Source organism: Hydrogenibacillus schlegelii, assembly GCF_001653195.1.
Taxonomy (GTDB): Bacteria; Bacillota; Bacilli; order Thermicanales; family DSM-22653; genus Hydrogenibacillus; species Hydrogenibacillus schlegelii.
On record NZ_JXBB01000014.1, the window covers coordinates 21,178 to 38,582 of the forward strand.

At 65.6% G+C, this 17,405-nt stretch carries 13 protein-coding genes and 2 riboswitches; of the genes, 1 reads left to right on the forward strand and 12 read right to left on the reverse strand.

All coding sequences use genetic code 11. The annotated features are described in order from the left end of the window. The first annotated feature begins 53 nt into the window (after positions 1-53). Entirely contained in the window at positions 54-1,262 is a 1,209-nt protein-coding gene (locus tag SA87_RS05730; RefSeq protein WP_066200544.1) for a Na+/H+ antiporter NhaA, read from the forward strand. A 38-nt stretch (positions 1,263-1,300) separates the two neighbouring features. On the opposite strand, the gene bshB2 is transcribed toward SA87_RS05730, so the two are convergent. The 12 genes from bshB2 to SA87_RS05790 all read right to left on the reverse strand — a co-directional run bounded on the left by bshB2 (position 1,301) and on the right by SA87_RS05790 (position 16,482). Beyond that, a complete protein-coding gene (bshB2, locus tag SA87_RS12600; RefSeq protein WP_169816914.1) occupies positions 1,301-2,497 on the reverse strand; it encodes a bacillithiol biosynthesis deacetylase BshB2 in 1,197 nt (398 codons plus the stop codon). A gap of 225 nt (positions 2,498-2,722) precedes the next feature. Continuing rightward, positions 2,723-4,648: a threonine--tRNA ligase gene (thrS, locus tag SA87_RS05740; RefSeq protein WP_066200514.1), complete on the reverse strand. Its 1,926-nt coding sequence runs from the start codon at positions 4,646-4,648 to the stop codon at positions 2,723-2,725. A gap of 773 nt (positions 4,649-5,421) precedes the next feature. Next, positions 5,422-6,249 carry a sirohydrochlorin chelatase gene (locus SA87_RS05745; protein WP_066200517.1) on the reverse strand — a complete coding sequence of 276 codons (828 nt, stop codon included), beginning with the start codon at positions 6,247-6,249 and terminating at the stop codon, positions 5,422-5,424. Further along, on the reverse strand, positions 6,240-7,883 hold the full coding sequence (gene cobA, locus SA87_RS05750) for a uroporphyrinogen-III C-methyltransferase (protein WP_066200522.1): 1,644 nt from the start codon (positions 7,881-7,883) through the stop codon (positions 6,240-6,242). The genes SA87_RS05745 and cobA overlap by 10 nt, the downstream gene beginning before the upstream one ends. Before the next feature lie 90 nt (positions 7,884-7,973). Then, positions 7,974-9,737 carry an NADPH-dependent assimilatory sulfite reductase hemoprotein subunit gene (locus SA87_RS05755; protein WP_082718489.1) on the reverse strand — a complete coding sequence of 588 codons (1,764 nt, stop codon included), beginning with the start codon at positions 9,735-9,737 and terminating at the stop codon, positions 7,974-7,976. Then, a complete protein-coding gene (sat, locus tag SA87_RS05760) occupies positions 9,727-10,911 on the reverse strand; it encodes a sulfate adenylyltransferase (protein ID WP_066200525.1) in 1,185 nt (394 codons plus the stop codon). Before sat ends, SA87_RS05755 begins: the two co-directional genes overlap by 11 nt. A 110-nt stretch (positions 10,912-11,021) precedes the next feature. Continuing rightward, positions 11,022-11,720: a phosphoadenylyl-sulfate reductase gene (locus SA87_RS05765; protein ID WP_066200552.1), complete on the reverse strand. Its 699-nt coding sequence runs from the start codon at positions 11,718-11,720 to the stop codon at positions 11,022-11,024. A gap of 42 nt (positions 11,721-11,762) precedes the next feature. Then, positions 11,763-12,908, reverse strand: coding sequence for a sulfate/molybdate ABC transporter ATP-binding protein (locus SA87_RS05770; RefSeq protein WP_066200528.1), 1,146 nt, complete (start codon positions 12,906-12,908; stop codon positions 11,763-11,765). Between the two features lie 3 nt (positions 12,909-12,911). Beyond that, positions 12,912-13,829 carry a sulfate ABC transporter permease subunit CysW gene (cysW, locus tag SA87_RS05775; protein WP_066200530.1) on the reverse strand — a complete coding sequence of 306 codons (918 nt, stop codon included), beginning with the start codon at positions 13,827-13,829 and terminating at the stop codon, positions 12,912-12,914. 217 nt (positions 13,830-14,046) lie between these two features. After that, the gene (gene cysT, locus SA87_RS05780; protein ID WP_066200531.1) at positions 14,047-14,895 is read right to left on the reverse strand and encodes a sulfate ABC transporter permease subunit CysT; all 849 of its coding nucleotides are present in this window, start codon (positions 14,893-14,895) and stop codon (positions 14,047-14,049) included. 63 nt (positions 14,896-14,958) lie between these two features. Further along, complete coding sequence (locus tag SA87_RS05785; protein WP_066200533.1) at positions 14,959-16,086, reverse strand: sulfate ABC transporter substrate-binding protein; 1,128 nt, start codon at positions 16,084-16,086, stop codon at positions 14,959-14,961. Positions 16,087-16,242: 156 nt separating this feature from the next. Next, positions 16,243-16,482: a YezD family protein gene (locus SA87_RS05790; protein WP_066200537.1), complete on the reverse strand. Its 240-nt coding sequence runs from the start codon at positions 16,480-16,482 to the stop codon at positions 16,243-16,245. Positions 16,483-16,659: 177 nt separating this feature from the next. After that, a riboswitch (SAM riboswitch) is annotated at positions 16,660-16,825 on the reverse strand. A 161-nt stretch (positions 16,826-16,986) separates the two neighbouring features. Next, a riboswitch (SAM riboswitch) is annotated at positions 16,987-17,154 on the reverse strand. Between the last annotated feature and the right edge of the window lie 251 nt (positions 17,155-17,405).

Genomic DNA, 17,405 nt, shown 5'->3' on the forward strand with positions numbered 1-17,405 from the left:
CGCGTCGCATCGTGGCCACAAAATCGGGTATAATGGACGTGGAGGTGATTTTTATGGTATATATATACCGTATTCGATCTTTTCATTTGAAACTGCGGGCGAATGCCGTTCCCCTGATGGCCGGCCTCGTCCTCGCCCTGATCTGGGTCCATATCGACCCTTCCTCCTATTCGACGTGGATGCGGGAGCCGTCGATTACCGTTCCTTTTCTCGGCCCCACCAGCTTCGCCTGGCTGGTGAACGACGTCTTCATGGCCTTCTTCTTCGGCCTGGTGACGGCGCACATCGTCACCACCCTGGCAAGCTACGGGGGCGTGCGGGACATCATCGTTCACGCTTTTAACCCGTTTCTGGCCATGGCCTTCGGCGTCATCGTTCCTGCGCTTTTGTTCATCCTTACGACGCTCCTTCTCGGTCATCCCGACTGGATTCGCGGCTTTGGGATCGTCACCGCCACGGACATCGCCATCGCCTGGCTCGCCGCCCGCCTCGCGCTCGGACCGCATCATCCGGCGATCAGTTTTCTTCTGCTGGTCGCGATCGGCGACGACATCGTGAGCATGCTCATCATCGCGCTCTTCTACTCCAATCCCGATCATCCGCTGCACCTGCCGGCACTCGCCTTCGTCCTTTTCGCCGTTGGCCTCGCCTGGCTCTTTCGCCGCGTCCTTCCGAATCAGTGGGCCCTCTCCGTCTTTTTGGCCGGCGGCTTGAGCTGGTACGGACTGTATCGCGCCGGGCTTCACCCCTCGCTTGCCCTCGTGCCGATCGTCCCGTTTTTGCCGACGGCTCCTCAGCCCGCCGGGGCGTCCGATGCTCAGGCGGCCGATCACGAAAAAAAATCGGCGCCGCTTCACCGTTTTGAATCCACCGTATCCGGCCCGGTCGACGACGGTCTCTTTCTCTTCGCCCTGGCCAACGCCGGCGTTCCGTTCTCTACCTTTGGGCCCTTGTCTGTCGTCATCGCCCTTTCCCTTTTCGTGGGCAAAACGGCCGGTATCTACATGGCCGGACGATTGACCGAGTCGATCGGGTGGCTCCGCGCCGTCGACTTCGATCGTTTCAGCCTGCTTGTCATCGCCTTAAGCTCCGCCAGCGGACTGACCGTCTCCCTGTTCATGGCCGAAGCAGCCTTCCCCGACGACCGGGCGCTTCAGGCCGAGGCCAAAGTCGGAGCGCTTTTTAGCCTCTTGTTCGCCGCTTCGGCGGCCGTCATCGGCCGCATCGGCAGGAAGGCCAAGCGGTCCCCCGCGAAACGCTGATCCTCCCTTCCCCGATCGGGCGGAAGCGGCCGCTCATATCACGGATCCCGCCCTGTCTCCACATCCACCCGCCAGAAGCGCTCTTCCCGAAAACGGGCCAAGAAGGCCGCCTCTGCCGCCTGATCTCCGGCGGCCAAAAGCGCCTCGTACTCCCGGAACAGGGCGCCCGTCTGCGACGCGTGCGCCCGAAGGGCCGCCAGCTTCTTCGGCCAGAACGCCCCGGCCTCGACGACGTAATCCGGCGGTCCGAGCCGCTCCCATCCCGGGGCAAACGCCGCGCCGTAGACCGCCGGCCGGCGGTCCCGCGGCAGGCGGGCCACCGCCGCCACGACCGCCTCTCCGGTGGCGTCGTGGTCCGGATGCACGGCATACCCGGGATAGTAAGTCACAATCGTCTGCGGGCGATACGTTTCGATCGTCTCCAGAAGGCGCCGGACGAGGGCCTCCCGATCGACGAACTCCACCGTCTTGTCGTGCAGATGCATCAGGACGATCCGCTCGACGCCGAGGGCCCGGAGGGCCGCCGCAAGCTCCTGTCGACGCACGTCCGAAAGCGTCAGACGGGTGGCAAACGGCGGGTCGCCCAGGCTCCGGCCGAGCTCGCCCAGCGTGAGCGTCACCGCCACCACGCGGGCGCCGGACGCCGCCCACCGGGCCAGGGTCGCCCCGGCGGCAAACGTCTCATCATCCGGATGCGGAAAAATCGACAGGACCGTGGCGCCCGGCGGACCGAGCGGGGGCGATCCCGAGCCGGCGTCCGGCACCGACGCCGTTCCGCCGAACGGCGCCGGATGTTCCGACGCCTCGGCGGCCGCCGCGAGATCCAGCACCTCCGTCCCCACGAGGGCCCGCCCGGCCAGCGCCCGCGGCGCCGTCGAAAGGATGAAGGCGGCGGCGAGCTTTCCGTCCGCAAGCAGGGCATAAAACGCCAGAGCGTCCTCCGGCCGACCGTTCGGCCCTCCGCCGGCCTCCTCCCAGTGCGTCAGCCCTTCGACGAGGGCATAGCCGTCGACCGTCACCAGCCCGAGCCGGTACGGGCCGGGGCCGAAAAGAGACGCCCGCTCGATGACGACGCGGGCGTTCTGCACCAGCCCGCCGACCGGATGCGCCTCCCCCCGGTGGTGCCGGGCATAGGCCCCCTGCGTCGTCTCCAGGTGCACGTACGCCGTCCGGCCTTCCCACCGGCGGAGCGCCGCCCGGGCCCGCTCCAGCGCCGCCCCTTCCAGCCGCTCCATCGCGCCATTCCCCCTTTTCGCCCGTCGATTTCGGCGGCCGGCCTCGGCCGCCCGCATCACTCGTGACGTCCGTGTCTTCGACTCCTGAGTCTCTCGCGACGTCTGCGACCCGCGCGACGCCTGAGTCGTTTCGACTTCCGGCAGCCTCGTTTCACCCGGGCGACGATGACGCCGATCCGCCCTGCTTGCGACGGGGGGCTTAAGCACCGCCGCGAGCCCCGTCCTTCACCGGCGATGGGCCACGTCGTCCTTCACGAGGGCGATGAACGCTTCGATCGACATCGTCTCCGCCGCCTTTTCGCCCCGGCGCCGGACGGCGACCGTCCCGCTTTCCGCCTCCCGCTCCCCGACGACCAGCGTGTACGGGATCTTTTTCACCTGGGCGTCGCGAATGCGGTAGTTCAGGCTCTCCGCCCGGGCGTCGAAGCGAACGCGCACGCCGGCCGCCTGAAGCGCCCGGACGACGGCCTCCGCCGCCTCCCGGAAGCGGTCGGACACCGGCAGGACGACCGCCTGCTCCGGCGATAGCCACACCGGGAGCGCCCCTTTCGATTTTTCCAGGAGATAGGCGACAAAACGCTCCATCGTCCCGACGACGCCCCGGTGGATGACGACCGGCCGGTGGGAGGCGCCGTCTTCGCCGACGTACGTGAGGTCAAACCGCTCCGGCAGCACGAAATCGAGCTGCACCGTCGACAGCGTCTCGTCTTTGCCGAGGGCCGTCTTCACCTGCACGTCGAGCTTCGGCCCGTAGAAGGCCGCCTCGCCCTTCGCCTCGACGAAGTCGAGCCCGAGGTCGGTGAGTGCCCGCCGGAGCATCCCCTCCGCCATCTCCCACATCGCGTCGTTCTGAACGTATTTTTCCGTATCCGCCGGATCCCGGAGCGACAGGCGGAACCAGTAGTCGTCGATGCCGAAATCCCGATACACCCGCAGGATGAGCTCCACCACTTCGGAAAACGCGCTTTCGATCTGCTCCGGCGTGACGAAAATGTGGGCGTCGTTCAGCGTCATCCCCCGCACCCGGTGGAGCCCCGTCAGCGCCCCGGACGCCTCGTAGCGGAACATCGTCCCGAGCTCGGCGATCTTAAGCGGCAGATCCCGGTAGCTCCGGGGCTCGCTCTTGTAGATCATCATGTGATGCGGGCAGTTCATCGGCCGGAGGACGAGCCGCTCGTGGTCGAGTTCCATCGGCGGGTACATGTTGTCCTTGTAGTGGGCGTAGTGGCCCGAGATCTCATAGAGCTCGACGTTCGCCAGCACCGGGGTGTACACGTGCTGGTAGCCGAGCGACTCCTCCAGATCGACGATGTAGCGCTCGATGATCCGCCGCACCTTGGCGCCGTTCGGAAGCCAGAGCGGGAGACCCTGGCCGACTTCCCGCGAAAAGGTGAAAAACTTAAGCTCCTTCCCGATCCGCCGATGATCCCGCTGCCGGGCTTCTTCCAGGCGCGCCAGATACGCCTCGAGATCTTTTTCCGACGCCCAGGCGGTGCCGTAAATCCGCGTCAACATCGGGCGGCGGTGATCCCCCCGCCAGTACGCCCCGGCGACGGAGAGGAGCTTCACCGCCTTCACCTTGCCCGTCGACGGCACATGCGGCCCCCGGCAGAGGTCGACGAACTCCCCCTGCCGGTAGAAGGTGATCGGCTCGCCCTCCGGGATGGCGGCGATGAGCTCCAGCTTGTACGGGTCGCCGACCGCCTCATAGTGGCGGATCGCCGCCTCCCGCGTCACTTCCTGCCGGATGAGGGGATGATCCTCAGCGATGATCTTCTTCATCTCCGCCTCGATCCGCGGCAGATCGTCGGCGGTGATCGGCTGCGGCGGGTCGACGTCGTAATAAAACCCGTCCTCGATCACCGGTCCGACGCCGAGCTTCGTCCCCGGATAGAGCCGGAGGATCGCCTGGGCGAGGATGTGGGCCGCCGTATGCCGCATCGCCAAAAGGCCGCCCTCGTCTTCGGCCGTGAGGATGCGGACCGCATCCCCCTCCGCGACCGGATGCGAAAGATCGACGACGCGACCGTTGATCTCCGCCGCCAGCGCCCGTTTGGCGAGCGACGGGCCGATCGCCCGGGCGACGTCCGCCGCCGTCCGGGCGTCCGGAAAGGCCCGCTTCGCTCCGTCGGGAAGGACCACCGTCGGCATGGGCTTTCATCCTTTCTTTCGATTTGTGGCATGACGTTTTTCGGCAGCAAAAAGCGCAAGCGCCGACAAAAAAACCCGCCCCAAAGGGGCGGGGGTCTCCCGCGGTACCACCCTTTTTGGCCGGCCCGAACCGGCAGCCCTGTTCCCTCGCCGGACCGATGCCCTCACCGGGCATCCCGAATCCAAAGGAAACGGGCCCTTTCCGCCGGCCCTCCGACCGACCCGCTCTTCGCGTTATCGCCGCCGACGGATCCGGCTACTCGCGATTCGGGCAGGACCGCCGTCCGACCGAGACCTCGCCCGGTCGTAACGCCCCATCCTTTTGCCGGATCGGCTCCGGGGAGGTACGCACCCGCGGCGGCAGCGGCGGCTTCCAGCCTCAGGCCTCCGCTCTCTGGATGCCCCGAACCGGGCGCGCATGGCCCCATCTTCGCCCGCTTTGCGCTTGTCCGTGGAAAGGCTTAGCGTTATTATAGCTGTTCCGCAACTCACAAACAACCATCCCATCGATGGATCCTAGCCCGGTTGCATCTTGCATCATCGACGAGGGGCTCGAAGCCCGGGGATCCCTTTCCGCCGCCGAGCTTGGTTCCGCAGGCTTCACTTCCCGCAGAACGGGCGGCAGGGCCGTTCTCACCGCGGTCAGGTTCACTTCGGCTCTCAGCGGAGCCTGGCTTTCGCTCGGTTAGGCGCATGTTAACATAGCCAGCGGAAAAAACGCAAAAGGTTTTTCAACTGTCGGAACCCCGGCGCCATCAAGACATCCGGCCCCCCTACGGATCCGGCCACGGGCCATGGACACCTGGAAGGCCCGGCATCGCTCTGCCCTTCCTGCGGCCGGTGCACCCGTCCATGCCTTCCCGCACCCGATCGGCCAAGACCGCGGAAAGAAGCGGGTGCGGCCCCAGCGGCCGGGCGATCGCGACGGAAGCCCGATCCGCCGACAATGCCCGGTTCAGGCGCTCCGGCAGCTTCCGCATCAGATACCCTTCGAACAACAAATACGGCAACACCACCGTCCGCCGCGGGCTCTGCGCCCACAAACGCGCGGCCGCCTCTTCCAGCCCCGGCCCGATGCCGGTGAGCATCCCGAACCCCCAGCGCTCGACCCCGAGCGCGCGGCGGATCGCTTCGGCGACGCGGCGGAAAGCCGCAAACGCTTCCGCATCCCGGCTTCCCCGTCCGACGACCAGAAGGGCGTCGCCGGCCTCGAACCGGCCGGCGGCCTTAAGCGCCCGCTCCGCGGCCAGCGCCACAAGGCGCGGATCCTCGCCGAATACCGGCGCAAAACGCGCCCTGAGCCCCGGGCACGCTTCCCGGGCGCGATCCACCTCGGAAGGCAGATCCTGCTTCCCATGACCGGCCGCAAACAGCAGAAGGGGGGCGATGAGGACCTCGCGCACCCCGCTCCGGTACAGCTTGTGCAAGGCGTCCGCCACCGTCGGAGGACAGAATTCCAAAAACGCCGCCTCAAAATGCCGGATCCCAAGTCTCGTCGCGGCGTCAGCCGCGGTCTTAAGGAACGCCCGCCGCCCGTTGGGAAAGCGCGTACCGTGCCCGACGAACAGCACCGCGGCCGTCCGGGAAGCCGTCATCGCCATCGGCGCGGAACCTCCACCGGTTCCCCTGCTCCGGCGCGTTCCGCCGTCGGTGCCCCCGAAAGGGGCGCCCCGGCCTCCAAGGACGGCGACAGATCTTCGGCGCAACCGCCGATCACGACGAAAGGCGCCGCTTGCGCGTTCGACGCGATGTCGAGCGCCGCTTTCCCCACGGCCAGGGCGGCGGGAGATTCCGCCCAGAGGAGGTCGATCCGCGGCGGCACGGCGTCCGAGAGGAGCCGCTCCAGTCGGGCGCGGAGCCTTGCCTCGTCGACCGTCCATAAGGAAAGCCGCTCAAAAGAAGCGCCGCAGGACGCGCCTTCCATGCCGCGCTCCGGCGCTTTTTGCCCGAAAGCCGCAAGGCCGCTCCCCGCCTCGACGAACACCGGCGCGCCCGGCTCGGCCATCGCCGCCCAAAACCGCCGGGCGCTTCGGTCGAACAGCGCCCGGCCGTCAAAAGGCGCATCCTCCTCCTGCTCAGGGAGGAGGGCATCCGGCCGGATTCCGCGCCGGAGAAGCGCCGCTTCCGCCCCGGGGCCCGCGGCCGCGATCCGGATCCCCGAAAGGGCTCGGGCATCAAGACCCCGGGCCTCAAGGGCCCGCCAGACGGCTTCCACCCCGAGCGCGGTCCGAAATACCCAGAGCGCGCGGCGGCCCGCCTCACCGCGCCCCGGCGCCGAAGCGCCGAGGCCGCTTCCCTTAAGCAGCCGATCGACCGCCGAGCGGTCAAAGCGCGCGTACGGAAGGAGCGAAAGATCCACCGCCTCCGCTCCGAGCGCCTCGGCCGCCTCCGCCATGGCCAGCGCCCGCTCGCGCGTCTCCGCCACGGCGACGACGCGCCGGCCGAACAGCGGCAACCGCTCATACCACGCCAGCGCTTCGGACAGCGCGCAAAGCGCGCCGACGACGATCACCGCCGGCGACCCGATGCCCGCCGCCCGCGCGCGTTCGGCGAGCTCGCCGAGGCGGGCGCGGACCGTCCGCTGTGTGGCGCGCGTCCCCCATTGGATGACGGCGGCCGGCGTATCCGGAGAGCGACCGAAAGCGATCAGTTGCTCTGTGATCGCCGGAAGCTGCGTCACGCCCATCAGAATGACGAGCGTACCGCCGGCCTTGGCCAGCCTGGACCAGTCGACGGGCGCGGGCGCTTCGCCCGCCGCGACCGGCGGGTTTTGGGCCTCTTCGCACGTGCACCGATGGCCGGTGACGACGGTGAAGGCGGATGCAACCCCGCGGTACGTAAGCGGGATCCCGGCGTATGCCGGGACGGCCACGGCGGAGGTGATGCCGGGTACGACCTCCCACGGGACGCCGGCCCTGCTTAAGGCCACGATCTCCTCGCCGCCGCGGCCGAACACGAACGGATCGCCGCCCTTCAGGCGGACGACCGTAAGACCGCGCCGGGCCAGCCGGATGAGGAGCGCTTCGACCTCCCGCTGGGGCACCAGGTGGCGGCCGGCCGCCTTGCCCACGTGATACACTTCGGCGTCCTCGCGGGCGTATCGCAGAAGGCGCGCCGGGGCCAGTCGATCGATGACGATCGCATCGGCTTCCGCCAAAAGACGCCGGCCGCGCAACGTCATCAGCCCGGCGTCGCCGGGCCCGGCGCCGACCAAGTAGACTTTACCACCGTCCATGCCTCCACTCTCCCTTTGCCGAAGTTTCGCTTCGAACCGGCCGGTCCTCAGCCGGCCATCCCGTTTTCATCGGATAACGATTTTCATCGGTCACGATGGCCGCGGTTCGACGGATTGAAAACGCGCCAGCCCGACGCGCCGGACAAACGCGCCGAACCCTTCGCCCGGCCCGCGCTCGCGGACATAAGCCTCCAGCACCGGCCGCACCGACGCGACCAGCTCATTGAGCGGCACCATCTCTCGGAACCGTTCGCTCAGCACCGTGCCGAAGCGATCGCCGCCCAGATACACCTCGTACTTGCCCAAGGTGCGGCCGACGAACGCGATCTCCCCGACGTACGGGCGCGAACAGCCGTTGGGGCAGCCCGAGATGCGGATCGTGATCGCCTCTTCGGAGAGCCCCAGCTCTTCGAACAGTCGCTCAAACGCCGCGACGACGTCGGGAAGAATCCGCTCCGCTTCGGCCACCGCCAGGCCGCACGTCGGCAGGGCGACGCAGGCCATGGCGTTTTTCCGCACGGTCGAAAGTTCCGCCGGAAGCGGCACCCCCGCTTCGCGCAAGCGCTTTTCGACGTCCGGACGATGTTCGTCCCGAATTCCGCTGAGGATGATGTTTTGCTGGGCCGTCAGCCGAATGGAAGGACGAAATTCGCGCACGATGTCGCGGAGCGCCGACTTTAAGCGCACCGCCTCGGTGTCTTGGATGCGTCCGCTGGGGATGAAAAGACCGAGCCCGCTTAAGCCGTCCTCCTCCCGCTGCCAGCCCAAATGGTCTTCGCTGGTTTCCCAGACCAGCCGGCGCGGTTCGGCGAGGCGATACCCGATCCGGTGTTCCACCGCTTCGCGAAACCACGGAATCCCCTTCTCCTCTACGAGATACTTCATGCGGCCGAGGCGGCGATTTTCCCCCCGATGCCCGTAGTCGCGATAGACCGTGACGATGGCGGTCACGACGTCGACCAGCCGTTCCCGCGGCACGTAGGCGAAAGGGCTGGCCACCCGCGGATAGGTGTGCCCATCGTGGGCGGCCCGGCCCATGCCGCCGCCGATGAGGATCGTGTAGCCGACGACATGCCGGCGACCATCATCGAGATGCGCCACGAGGCCGACGTCGTTGGCGTAGACGTCGACGCAGTTGTCCCCTTCCGGCGTGAGGGCGATCTTGAACTTCCGCGGCAGGTACGCCTCTTTGTACAGGGGCTCTTCCGGTTGAAGTTCCGGAAGTTCGACCGGCTCGCCGTCCAGCCAAATCTCATACGGCGCATTCGTCCTCGCGCCGAGGCGATCGGCCAGAGCCAGCATGTCTTCGCGGAGCTCCGCCCGGTATGGGTCGTCGCCCGGGGCGGGACAGCAGACGATGTTCCGCACCAGGTCCCCGCAGGCGCCGAGCGTCGTCAGAAGCGCCTCGTGAATCGAGCGGATGGTCGCTTTCAGGTGGCTTTTGACGACGCCGTGCAGCTGAATCGTTTGGCGATCCGTGAGGCGGAGCGTCCCGTAATCGCTGTACCGATCGGCAAGCCGGTCGAAGGTCAGGTACTGCTCCGGCGTCAGCACGCCGCCCGGGATGCGGGCGCGGACCATCATCATCCAGTGCCGGTCTTTTCCCTCTTTCTTGAGCTTTGGCCGAAGATCTCGATCGTCCTGCTGATAAACCCCATGAAACTTCAGGATTTGCACGCTTTCTTCGGAAAACTTGGGCGCATCGTTCTGAAGTTCTTCCTTGATGTGGCCGCGGAGATAACGGCTTTCGCGCTTGACGATTTCCACCGCGTTCAACGCCTGCGCATCATTCCGCGGATCTTGCTCCCGTTCAGCCCGCTCTTGCGCATCCGATCGCTTCTTCTCACGCGCCATGGACCGCCACTCCTTTCTCTTCCAGGCCCCGGATGAGCACCTCCGCCACCTCCGGCCGCGTGAACTTGGGAGAAGGCTTTTCTCCGCGACGCAGCATCTCGCGCACCTTGGTCCCGGACAAAAGGGAGCGGTATTCCGCCGGGTGAGGGCAGGTTTTCTCCGACGCCATGCCGTCGCATTTCTCACAATAGAAGCTGTTCTCGAAGAAGAGAAGCGTGAGGCCGATTTCCTCGGGCTTGAAGTTCTTGAAAATGTGCTGCGCCTCATACGTACCGTAATAACGGCCGACGCCGGCGTGATCGCGCCCGACGATGAAGTGCGTGCAGCCGTAATTTTTGCGGACCAAAGCGTGCAACACCGCCTCCCGCGGGCCGGCGTAGCGCATCGCCGCCGGATAAACCGAAAGAAGCACGCGATCCCGCGGGTAATAATGCTCGAGGAGCACCTCGTAGCTCCGCAGACGGACCTCCGCAGGAATGTCGTCGGCTTTCGTCTCGCCGATCAACGGGTGGAGGAAAAGGCCGTCGACGATCTCCAGAGCGCTTTTTTGAATGTATTCGTGGGCGCGATGGATCGGATTGCGCGTCTGGAAACCGACGACCGTCCGCCATCCGCGGCGCCGGAAGGCTTCTCGCGCCTCCGCCGGATCGAGGCAATACTTTTGAAACCCCTCCCGCTTCGGCCGGTCGAGCAGCCAAACGGGGCCGGCGACATAGCGGCCGGGCTGCGCGTACAGCCTGCGGACGCCCGGATGCGCGTCTTCCGTCGTCCGGTAGACCGCCTCCGCCTCGCGCCTGGGATCATACGGATAGACCTCGGTGATCTCGATCACGCCGTAGACGACGCCGTCTTCCTCCCCGACGAGCGCCGCCTCCTGTCCGGCCCGAAGGCGCCGGGCCAACTCCTCGTCCACCGGCAACGTGATCGGGATCGGCCACACCGTTCCGTCTCTAAGCCGCATCGACGTGAGGACGCTTTCGTAATCTTCTCGGCCGAGAAAACCGACAAGCGGCGAGTAAGCGCCGACGCCGATCAGTTCCAGATCGGACAGCGCCCGGGGTGAAAGAAGGAGGCGCGGAAGGAACCGGCTTCGGAGAAGCGCCTCGCGACGCGCCTCGCCGGTCAGCACGCGGTGAACGAGATGGCCGCCATGGGGCAAAACGGCCGGCTCCAATGCAACCCCTCCTCTGATAAAGCGTTTCGTATACGACTCCAGCGCTTCTTGAGCCTACAGCGCTTCTTAAAAGCGCCTTCCTCAGCTTCAGCGATATCCTGACGACGCTTTCAGCCGTGCAAGCCGCATTCCGTCTTATCGAAGGGCGACCAGCGCCCCGCGCGCAGATTTTCGCCCGGTTGCACCGGGCGCGTGCAGGGCGCGCAGCCGATGCTCGGATATCCCCGATCGTGAAGCGGGTTGTACGGCACATCATGCGCCCGGATATAGTTCCACACGTCATCCCACGTCCAATAAGCCAGCGGATTGACCTTCACGACGCCGAACTTCCCGTCGATCTCGAACACTTCCGCCCGCGCGCGGGTCGGCGCCTGCTCCCGGCGGATGCCGGTGATCCAGCCGTCCAGTCCGGCCAGCACCTGCTCCAGGGGCTGAACCTTGCGCAGGTAGCAGCACAGGTCCGGATCCCGGCTCCAGAGCGCCTCGCCGTATTCCGCGGCCTGCGCTTCGAGGCTCAAGTCCGGGCGAATGCGGCGCAGGTTCGGAATGCCGTAGCGCCGAACCGCCTCATCCCGAAGCGCGTACGTCTCCGGGAAGAACAAATCCGTATCCAGGTAGAACACGGACGCCTCTGGGTCGATTTTCATCAAGAGGTCCAGGATGACCATGTCTTCCGCGCCGAAGCTGCACGCCAACGCGAGGCGCGGAATGCGCTCGAGCGCCGTGCGCAAGATTTCCTCCGGGGGCGCGTCCCTCAGCGTTTCGGCCAGCGAACGGATTTCCTCCGGATCGAGCACCAGATCGGCCATCGCCATCCCTCCTCCTCCCTTTGATCGCCTGATCGCCTCGCCTTATCGCCTCGCCGCCGCCGGGCCCGACGCCTGCGGGGGCGGGTTCCCTCGCGGCGCTTCCGCCGATCCGTCGGCCGCCGGCCCTTGGTGCCGGGCCGGATGACGGGGTTGTAAGGCGTTTTCGTTTTCCACCACGGCCATCTTCTCACCCTGGAAAACGTACAAGCGGCGGATAAACACCCGCACTTCGTCTCCGGGCCGCGGCACTTCCCGCTCCGACGGGAGATACACAGCCAGCGTCTTCCCGCCCACCGCCACCTCGACCTGCCATTCGCGGCCGCGAAAATGCACTCTCTGCACGATTCCTGTTTCCGCCGCCGGAAGGTTCGACAGTTCATGCGGGTAACCCACTTCGACGAACTCCGGCCGGACGATGGCCAAGGCGTCCGGATCCACATGTTCAAACCCTTTGAGCGTCGAGGGGCGGGGGATCTCGATGGACTCCCCGAGAAAACGGGCCACAAAAGGCGTCCGGGGCCTCCGGTACACCTCGAGGGGCGGGCCTTGCTGCTCGAGGCGTCCCTCGTTCATGACGATGAGCTCATCCGCCATTTCCACCGCCTCTTCCTGGTCGTGCGTCACAAAGATCGTCGTGATCCCCAGGCGCCGGACCATCTCCCGCAGCCAAGCGCGGAGGCTTTTTCGCACCTGGGCGTCGAGGGCGGCAAACGGCTCGTCGAGCAGGAGCAGCTCCGGCTCCGGCGCCAGGGCCCGGGCGAAGGCCACCCGCTGCCTTTGCCCGCCGGAAAGCTCTTGGGGAAAGCGCCGCTCCAAGCCGCTCAACCCGACGAGCGCGAGGAGGTCCCGGACCCTCGCTTCGATCTCCCGGTCGGATCTTTTTTGCACACGCAAGCCAAAGGCGATGTTCTCGAAGACGGTCATATGCGGAAAAAGCGCGTAGTGCTGAAAGACCAGGCCGATGCGCCGCTTTTGCGGCGGGACGCCGATGACGGAGCGTCCGCCGAAGCGGATCTCGCCGGCATCCGGAATTTCCAGCCCCGCGAGAAGCCGGAGGACCGTCGTCTTGCCGCTCCCGCTCGGACCGAGGAGCCCGACCAGCTTCCCTTTTTCGACGGCAAAGTCGATCCCTTTGACGGCTGCAAATCGTCCGAAACGCTTCCAGAGTCCCCGGACCTCCACGGACATCGCTCACCCTCCTTCCTCGCCGCCCGCAAGAACGCCCGCCGGTCCGCCTCCCGCCCGTCGAAGGTGACGCCGCTCCACGCTTTGCCGGATCCCAAGGGTGACCAGCGCCAGAAGCGCGAGCAGCGAAGCCACGGCAAAGGCGGCCGTAAACCGGTACTCGTTGTACAAGATCTCGACGTGCAACGGAATCGTGTTCGTCTGCCCCCGGATGTGCCCGGAGACGACCGACACGGCGCCGAATTCGCCCATCGCCCGGGCGTTCGTCATCACCAGACCGTACAAAAGCGCCCATCGGACGTTCGGCAGGGTCACCCGCCAGAAAATCCGGAGACCGCCGGCGCCGAGGGTCAGCGCCGCCTCCTCCTGCGCCGTCCCCAGCGCCTGCATCGTCGGGATCAGTTCCCGGGCCACGAACGGAAACGTCACGAACACCGTGGCCAGCACCAGCCCCGGAAATGCAAAGACGATCTGGAGGCCCCGTTCCGCAAGCCAGGGGCCGAACAACCCGTGCGCCCCGTAGAGGAGCACGATCATCAGCCCGGCGATGACCGGCGACACGGAAAACGGCAGGTCGATGAGCGTGACGAGCGCGTTTTTTCCCGGAAACGTGAAGCGGGTCACCGCCCACGCCGCCGCAAGGCCGAACAGCGCATTGAGCGGCACGGCGATGGCGGCGACGGCGAGCGTCAGGCGCACGGCGGACAGGGCCTCCCGTTCGGTGATCGCTGCTGCGTAGACTTTCACGCCTTTTTGCAGTGCCTCGGTGAACACGACGATGAGCGGGAGGACAAGCAGCACGCCCAGAAAAAGAAGCGCCAGGGCGATCAACATCCCCCGCACGAGGCGCGGCTCCGTCAAGTGCGGCGGACGATCCGCCGCAGGCGACCGACCCTCAAAGGCGGCCGGCTCGATGATCGTCATCGTCCTCCCCCCCCGTCCATCCTTCACCGCTCGTTCTGCTCGCCTTCTGCTCGCCCTTCCTTCAGCACTCGCAAACCGCCCGGCCCGATGCGCGCGCCCCCTCCGTTTCCGCCCGACCATCGCTTTCGCGCCCCCGCTCCCCCGCCTGGCTCACGCCATCGCGCTCCCAATCCTCCGTCCGACTCACGTCATCGCGCCTCCCGCTCCTCCGCCCGACCTACCCCTGCGCCGTCCGACGGCTCGCGCGCCCCTGCAGAAGGTTGATGAGAATGAGGATGACGAACGAAATGAGGAGCATGACCGTTCCGACGGCCGCCGCCCCGGCATAATCGTACTGTTCGGCCTTCATCATGATGAGCACCGGCGCGATCTCCGTCTTAAACGGCAGGTTGCCGGAGATGAACACGACGGACCCGTACTCCCCGACGCCCCGGGCGAAGGCCAGCGCGAAACCGGTGAGGAGGGCCGGCTTAAGCGCCGGGAGGATGACGCGGCGGAAGGTCTCCCACCGGTACGCGCCGAGCGTCGCCGCCGCTTCCTCGATCTCCTGTTCCAGGGCCTCCAGGACGGGTTGAACCGTGCGGACCACAAAGGGGAGCCCGATGAAGACGAGCGCCACCGCGATGCCGAGCGGCGTGTAGGCGATTTTCACGCCGAACGGCTTAAAAAGCTTTCCGATCCAACCGTTTTCCGCATACAGCGCGGTCAGGGCGATCCCGGCGACGGCCGTCGGCAACGCAAAGGGCAAATCGACCAGAGCATTTACGATTTCCCGGCCCCAAAACCGATACCGCACCAGCACCCAAGCGACCAGAAGACCGAACACCGCATCCACCAGCGCCGCGCCGAGCGCCGAAAGAAAACTCAGCTTGTAGGCCGCCACCGCCCGGGGTTCGGCGACCGCCGCCCAAAACCGCTCCCCGCCGAGGGTGGCCGACTTTAAAAACAGCGCGACGAACGGCAAGAGCACGATGAGGCTCAGGTAAAACACGGTATACCCCAGGGACAGGCCGAACCCCGGAAGGACACGCCGCGTGCGGAAAACCGCCGCACGGAAAACCGTCATCCGCGCTTCCCCCCCTTCCCGAAAATTCGTTTGACGTCCCGGCGACGCCCCGAAGCCCCCGAACTACCGCGCCCTGTTGAAGATTTGGTCGAAGAGGCCGCCGTCGGCAAAATGAAGGTCATGCATCTTTTGCCATCCTCCCAGTTCCTCGACGGTAAACGTCTGCACCTGAAGATACTGATCGGCATACCGCTTGGCGACGGCCTCGAGACGCGGGCGGTAGAAGTGCTTGGCGGCGATCGCCTGCCCCTCTTCCGAGTACAGGTACTCGAGATACGCTTCGGCCACGTCGCGCGTGCCTTTTTCATCGACGACTTTGTCCACGACGCTCACGGGAAACTCGACCAGGATGCTCTTCGAGGGCGCCACGATTTCGAACCGGTCTTTTCCAAACTCCTGGAGCACGAACGAAGCTTCGTTTTCAAAAGCGATGAACACGTCCCCGATGCCGCGCTCGACAAACGTCGTCGTCGATCCCCGCTGCCCGGTATCGAGCACCGGAACATGACGGTACAATTCGGCGACGAACGCCTTGGCCTTCTCTTCGTCGCCATTATATTTTTGCAGGGCGTAGCCCCAGGCGGCGAGATAGAACCATTTTGCGGCTCCCGCCGTCTTCGGATTCGGCGTGATGACCTCCACGCCCGGCTTCACGAGATCGTCCCAGTCCTTGATGCCTTTCGGGTTCCCGGCCCGGACGAGGAAGACGGCCGTCGTCGTGTAAGGCGCGCTGTGATACGGCAGGCGCGATTGCCAATGTTTATCGATCAGGCCGGCCTTTGCTATGGCGTCGATGTCGTAGGCCACGTTCAACGTCACCACGTCCGCTTTCAGGCCGTCGATCACGGCCCGCGCCTGTTTGCTCGCCGCGCCGTGCGATTGATGGATGGTGACCGTCCGGCCGGTTTGCCGCTTCCAGTAAGCGGCAAACGCCTGGTTATAGTCGGCGTAAAGTTCCCGACCGACATCGAACGAGACGTTTAAAATCTCTGCGGTCGGAGCGTCACCCTGCCGACCGTCCGCCGCTCGCCCGGACGCCGAACTTCCCTCCTGAGCCGGGAGGCGGTCGCCCCGGCCTTTCTCCCCCGTCCCGGAGGCGTTGCTGCAAGCCGCAAGCCCTGCGAAGGCAAAAGCGATGATCAAGATGAAGAAGGCGAACCCGCGCCTTTTGATCCACGTCCTCATGTTCATCTCCTCTCCCTTCTTCTTTGCTTTTCAACACAAAAGGCCCCTGCTCTGCCGCCCTCGGCGGTACGCCACCTCACGGCAGATGTCAGGGGCCTCTGGTCGTCCAGTCGGCCGATGGAAAAATCGGTGCAGAACAATCGGTTCTGTTTCACAGGATGGTCAGCGATGGCGCTTGGACCCGGCCTCGTTATTTTCCTGCTTCATTCCCGCTGCGGCCGCCCGTCCCTTTGCGGCCATTTTTGCGGCCACCGGGAACCGCATCTTCTCCGTCCGGTCGATTTGTACGATTTGACCGTCATGAACCGTAATTTGAACGGTTCCGTACTCCAGGCCTTCAAGCGCCTTTTCGATGCACTCCAGCCAGGCATTGTGAGGGCGAAGGCCAATCGTTTCCGACATGGCGCTCCCTCCTTGACCATCCTGCATCCGAACGATGGGGTTCGATAAGCAACGCCGTTCTTAGGCGGTACCACGAAAAAATCCCTCTTCGACAAGAAGAGGGATTTCGAACCGCCTTCGAAATGCCCTCTTCTCATCTCTCGGAACGGCCTCGCATGCACATGCGCTCCGTCCGGACGCCTGTGACACGCGAAAAGCGCCTTCCGCAGGAGTTGGCACCGGGTCCCGCGCGGAAGCTCTTTCGACCGGGGCCTGCTCCGCACCCCACGTGACCGAAGTCGCCTCCCCGCAAGACGGTTGCCGGGCTTCATCGGGCCAGTCCCTCCACCGCTCTGGATAAGAAGAAGGGATCGCGTCTTCGTTTGTCCATCGCCGGCGTGGGAGTCGCCGGCGCTCACAAGGCCGTGAAAAAATCCCTCTTCGATAAGAAGAGGGACGGTTGCCGCGCATCCTCCCCCTTCTTATCTCTCGGAACGGCCTCGCGTGCGTACGTGCCTGACCGGACACCCGCGATACGCAAGGCGCGCCTTCCGCAGGAGTTGGCACCAAATCTTGTGCGGAAGCGTCTCGCCCGGAGCTTGCTCCTCCGGACCCTGCGTGACCGCAGCCGATTCCGCACAAGACGGTTGCCGGGCTTCATCGGGCCAGTCCCTCCGCCGCTCTCGATAAGAAGGTTCCCGCAGTGGGATCACGATTGAATTGTGGAAGCTTGAGACCATTTTACAAAGGAAGCTCCCCCTTGTCAAGGGCTCGGGGGCTCCATGTCAAGAAGTGTGATCAGGCGATCAGATGAGCTAAGGGAATAAAGGCCAAAAGCATCTTCCGGACAACCCCTTCGCGATTTTTGAAGCCATCACGGATCCGGTTCCGCCGTTCGATCTTCGGGTGCACGCCCTCGGTGTCGCCGTTCGTCGTCCGCCAGG